Annotated in this window: 3 protein-coding genes and 1 pseudogene; 1 reads left to right on the forward strand and 3 read right to left on the reverse strand. The window is 70.4% G+C overall.

The window, feature by feature from the left end:
• Positions 1-3,346, forward strand: a 3,346-nt coding sequence (locus tag OOT08_RS06050) for a multifunctional oxoglutarate decarboxylase/oxoglutarate dehydrogenase thiamine pyrophosphate-binding subunit/dihydrolipoyllysine-residue succinyltransferase subunit (protein ID WP_325091686.1), incomplete at its 5' end; no start/stop codon positions are given.
• Between the two features lie 153 nt (positions 3,347-3,499).
• On the opposite strand, the gene OOT08_RS06055 is transcribed toward OOT08_RS06050, so the two are convergent.
• The 3 genes and pseudogenes from OOT08_RS06055 to OOT08_RS06065 form a co-directional block, all read right to left on the reverse strand.
• The gene (locus OOT08_RS06055) at positions 3,500-4,258 is read right to left on the reverse strand and encodes an ABC transporter ATP-binding protein (RefSeq protein ID WP_325091687.1); all 759 of its coding nucleotides are present in this window, start codon (positions 4,256-4,258) and stop codon (positions 3,500-3,502) included.
• Positions 4,255-5,061: an ABC transporter ATP-binding protein gene (locus OOT08_RS06060; protein ID WP_325091688.1), complete on the reverse strand. Its 807-nt coding sequence runs from the start codon at positions 5,059-5,061 to the stop codon at positions 4,255-4,257. Before OOT08_RS06060 ends, OOT08_RS06055 begins: the two co-directional genes overlap by 4 nt.
• Positions 5,058-5,266, reverse strand: a pseudogene (locus OOT08_RS06065) (ABC transporter permease); the annotation flags it as partial. The gene OOT08_RS06060 and the pseudogene OOT08_RS06065, both read right to left, overlap by 4 nt.

Genomic DNA, 5,266 nt, shown 5'->3' on the forward strand with positions numbered 1-5,266 from the left:
TGTGGTCACCCCGCTGCGCGGCATGGCCCGGACGCTGTCCAAGAACATGGACGCGAGCCTCGCGGTGCCGACCGCGACCAGCGTACGCACCATCCCCGCGAAGCTGCTGATCGATAACCGCATCGTGATCAACAACAACCTGCGCCGCAGCCGCGGTGGCAAGGTGTCGTTCACGCACCTGATCGGCTGGGCGCTGATCCAGACGCTCAAGACGTTCCCGAGCCAGAACGTGTTCTACGCCGAGGTCGACGGCAAGCCCTCCGTGGTGGCCCCGGCGCACGTCGGCCTGGGCATCGCGATCGACGTGCCGAAGTCCGATGGGACCCGCGCCCTGCTCGTGCCGAGCATCAAGCGCGCGGACACCCTGAACTTCAACGAGTACCTGCTCGCTTACGAGGACCTCGTCAAGCGGGCCCGCGACAACAAGCTGGGCGCCGATGACTTCTCCGGCACCACGGTTTCGCTCACGAACCCGGGCGGCATCGGCACCGTACACTCGGTCCCCCGCCTCATGAACGGCCAGGGCTGCATCATCGGCGCCGGGGCGCTCGAGTACCCGGCCGAGTTCCAGGGCTCCTCGCAGGAGGTCCTCTCGAACCTCGGCATCGGCAAGACGATCACCCTGACGAGCACCTACGACCACCGCGTCATCCAGGGTGCTGGCTCCGGGGAGTTCCTGAAGCTCGTGCACGAGCGCCTGATCGGCAAGCACGGCTTCTACGACGAGATCTTCGCCGCGCTCCGCATCCCCTACGCCCCCATCGCGTGGGCCTCGGACATCAGCGTGGACGTCTCCGGCGCGGTCGACAAGACCGCCCGCGTGCAGGAGCTCATCAACGCGTACCGCGTGCGCGGTCACCTCATGGCCGACGTGGACCCGCTGGAGTACCAGCAGCGCTCGCACCCGGATCTGGAGATCGAGAGCCACGGGCTCACCTTCTGGGACCTGGACCGCGAGTTCGTCACGGGCGGCATCGGCGGCCAGCGCTCGCTGCCCCTGCGCGACATCCTCGGGGTGCTCCGCGACTCGTACTGCCGCAAGATCGGCATCGAGTACATGCACATCCAGGACCCGGAGCAGCGCCTCTGGATCCGGGAGCAGGTCGAGGTGCCCTACGCGAAGCCGAACCACGATGAGCAGCTGCGCATCCTCGGCAAGCTCAACGAGGCCGAGGCCTTCGAGACCTTCCTGCAGACCAAGTACGTCGGCCAGAAGCGCTTCAGCCTGGAGGGCGGCGAGTCCGTCATCGCCATGCTCGACGCGATCCTGGTGGACGCGGCCGAGGACGGCGTGGACTCCGTCGATATCGGGATGGCCCACCGCGGCCGCCTGAACGTGCTGTCGAACATCGCCGGGAAGACCTACGGGCAGATCTTCCGCGAGTTCGAGGGCACCCAGACCGGCGCGACCGGCTCCGGCGACGTGAAGTACCACCTCGGCACCGAGGGCACCTTCACGGCCCCGAACGGCACCCAGGTCCCCGTGTACCTCGCCGCGAACCCGTCCCACTTGGAGGCCGTAAACGGCGTCCTGGAGGGCATCGTCCGCGCGAAGCAGGACCTGAAGCCGATCGGCTCCTTCACCACCCTGCCGATCCTCGTGCACGGTGACGCCGCGATGAGCGGCCAGGGCGTCGTCTACGAGACGCTGCAGATGAGCCAGCTGCGCGGCTACCGCGTCGGCGGCACGATCCACGTGATCGTGAACAACCAGGTCGGCTTCACGACCCTGCCGCTGGACTCGCGCTCGACGACGTACTCCTCGGACATCGGCAAGGCCACCCAGGTGCCGATCTTCCACGTGAACGGCGACGACCCCGAGTCCGTGGTGCACGTGGCCCGCCTGGCGTACGAGTTCCGCCAGCGCTTCCACAAGGACGTCATCATTGACCTGGTCTGCTACCGCCGCCGCGGGCACAACGAGGGCGACGACCCCTCGATGACGCAGCCGCTCATGTACAACCTGATCGAGGCGAAGCGCTCCGTGCGTCAGCTGTACACCGAGTCGCTCGTCGGCCGCGGTGACATCACCCAGGAAGAGTACGAGCAGTCGAAGCAGGACTTCCACGACCGCCTGGAGCGCGCCTTCCAGGAGACGCACGCCGCGCAGACCTCCTCGATCCCCGTGATCGACACCACGGGGATCGTGCCGACGGCCACGACGGAGATCGAGGTGGTCCAGGAGCTGGACACCGCGATCGGGCGCGAGGTCATCGAGCGCATCGGCGACGCCTACGGCAACAAGCCCGAGGGCTTCGACGTGCACCCGAAGCTGCAGCAGCTCATCAAGAAGCGCGTCGACATGAGCCGCACCGGCCAGATCGACTGGGGCTTCGGCGAGCTGATCGCGCTGGGCTCCCTGCTCGTCGAGGGCACCCCGGTGCGCTTCGCCGGCCAGGACGCTCGCCGCGGCACCTTCGTGCAGCGCCACGCGGTGTTCCACGACCGGGAGAACGGCCAGGAATGGCTGCCGCTGCTGAACCTCTCCGAGGATCAGGCCCGGTTCTGGATCTACGACTCGCTGCTCAGCGAGTACGCCGCCCTCGCCTTCGAGTACGGCTACTCCGTGCAGCGCGAGGACGCCCTCGTGCTCTGGGAGGCGCAGTTCGGTGACTTCGCCAACGGCGCGCAGACCGTGATCGACGAGTTCATCTCGGCCGCCGAGCAGAAGTGGGGCCAGGAGTCCTCCGTCGTCATGCTGCTGCCGCACGGCTACGAGGGTCAGGGCCCGGACCACTCCTCGGCCCGGATCGAGCGCTACCTGCAGCTGTGCGCCGAGAACAACATGATCGTGGCCCGTCCGTCGACGCCCGCGAACTACTTCCACCTGCTGCGCCGTCAGGCGTACCAGAAGCCGCGGAAGCCCCTCGTGGTGTTCACGCCGAAGTCGATGCTGCGCCTGCGCGGTGCGACGAGCGAGATCGAGGACTTCACGAACGGCTCCTTCCAGCCCGTGATCGACGACCCCCAGGTCGCCGACAAGGCCGCGGTGCAGCGCGTGATCCTCGTCTCGGGCAAGACCTACTACGACCTGCGCAACGCACTCACCCAGACCCCGGACGAGCGCATCGCCCTGGTCCGCGTGGAGCAGTTCTACCCGGTGCCGGGCCGCGACCTCATCCGCACCCTGGGCGGCTACGGCGACGCCGAGCTCGTCTGGGTGCAGGACGAGCCCGAGAACCAGGGCGCCTGGCCCTTCATCTCGCTCGAGCTGTCCAAGCACCTCATGAACGACAAGATCCGCGTCGTTTCGCGCGCCGCCTCCGCTGCCCCCTCCACGGGCTCCGCGAAGGTGCACGCGGTCGAGCAGGAGCAGCTCATCCGCGAGGCGCTGACCTTCGACTAGGCGTCACCGACTTCCCGCCTCCTCAGGGAAACCCCTCGGCCCCGGCCCGCGACAGCGGTCCGGGGCCGAGGTGCGTTTCCCGGCGAAATGGCGCTCGGATCGGCGAGGTCCCCGAGCCCGGTCAGCGCGGAACAGGCGTTACCCTGCGGCGGCTCAGGCGGCGGGCAGCCGAGGCACGGCCGCGATCAGGGCGCGCGCGTAGTCCGTGGCCGGGGCCGCGAGCAGCTGCCCGGTCGGGGCTTCCTCCTCGACGCGTCCCGCGCGCAGCACGACGGTGCGCTCGCAGACCGCGGCGACCGCGCTCAGGTCGTGGGAGACCATGACGACGGCGAGGCCCTGCTCGGCGCGCAGCTCGTTCAGCAGGTCGATGACCTGGATCCGCGTGGTCACGTCGAGCGCGCTCACGGGCTCGTCGGCGAGGAGCACCCGCGGGTTCGACACCGTCGCGCGGGCAATCGCGATGCGCTGGCGCTGGCCCCCGGAAAACTCGTGCGGAAAGCGGTCCAGCGTGTCCTCGGGGAGGCCGACCGCGACGATCGCGGCGGCCGCGCGGCGGCGGGCGTCCTCCCCGCGCGCCAGCCCGAGGGAGCGCAGCGGTTCGGTCACGATCCGGTCGATGCGCTGCCGCGGGTCGAGCGAGGAGTACGGGTCCTGGAAGACGGTCTGCACGCTGGAGCGGAAGCGGCGCATCTGGGCGCGGTCGCGCAGGCGCAGGGGTGCGTCCTCGAAGCGCACCTCCCCCGCGCTCGGCGCGTTCAGTCCGAGCAGGAGGGACAGGATGGTGGACTTGCCCGAGCCGGACTCGCCGACGAGGCCCAGCGTCTCGCCCGCGGCCACGGCCAGGGAGACGCCGTGCACCACGGTGCGTGCGCCGTAGGCGAAGCTCGCGTCGCGCAGTTCCAGCAGGCTCATCGGGTCTCCCCCGGGTCGAGGGCGGCGTCCAGGGCGCGGGCGCTCGCGACCAGGGTGCGGGTGTACTCGTGGCTGGGCGCGCCGAGCACCTGCTCGGGCCGCCCCGTCTCGACGACGCGGCCGTGCCGCATCACGACGATGCGGTCCACCATCCGGGAGACGACGGCGAGGTCGTGGCTGATGAACAGCAGCGCCATCCCGCGCTCGCGCACGAGCCGGTCGAGGAGGTCCAGCACCTCCGCCTGCACGGTCACGTCGAGGGCGGTCGTCGGCTCGTCCGCGATGAGCAGCTGCGGCTGCGCGGCCAGCGCGATGGCGATCGCGATCCGCTGCCGCTGTCCGCCGGACAGCTCGTGCGGGTAGGCGCGGGCGATCCTCGGTTCGGGGAGGGAGACCTCCGCGAGGGCCGCGGCGACGGCGCGGTCCAGGGTGGCACCGCGCAGGGCCAGGTGACGCCGCAGCGGCTCGGCGATCTGCGTGCCGACCCGCATCAGCGGGTCGAGCGCGGTCAGGGGTTCCTGGAAGACGACGGAGGCCGCGGGGCCGCGCAGGGGGCGCAGCGTCGCCTCCGTCGCGCCGATCGTCTCGGTGCCCGTGAGGAGCACGGAACCCGAGGCGCTCAGCCCCGGCGCGAGGAGCCCCGTGAGGGCGAGGGAGGTCACGGATTTGCCCGAGCCGGACTCGCCGATGAGGCCGAGCCGCTCCCCCGGGGCGATCCGGAAGGACACGTCCGCGACGAGCGCCGCGCCCGCCGCGGTGCGCACGTCGAGCCCGGTCACGCTGAGCAGTGGGGTCTGGCTCACAGGGCCCTCCGGGTCGTGGGATCGGTGACCTGGCGCAGGCCGTCGGCGATGAAGTTCACGCCGAGGACGAGCACGACGAGGGCGATGCCCGGCACGATCGCGCCGAGCGGCGCGGTCAGCACGGTGCCCTGGGCCTCCTGCAGCAGGCGGCCCCAGGAGGCGTTCGGCGGCGGGGCCCCGAGGCCCAGATAGCTGAGGCTGGCCT

The organism is Leucobacter sp. M11, assembly GCF_035726885.1.
Lineage (GTDB): Bacteria > Actinomycetota > Actinomycetes > Actinomycetales > Microbacteriaceae > JAPFRB01.

Bases quoted from the DNA above. Each gene is read 5' to 3' on its own strand.
- OOT08_RS06055 (WP_325091687.1), bottom strand. From the start codon at position 4,258: ATGAGCCTGCTGGAACTGCGCGACGCGAGCTTCGCCTACGGCGCACGC.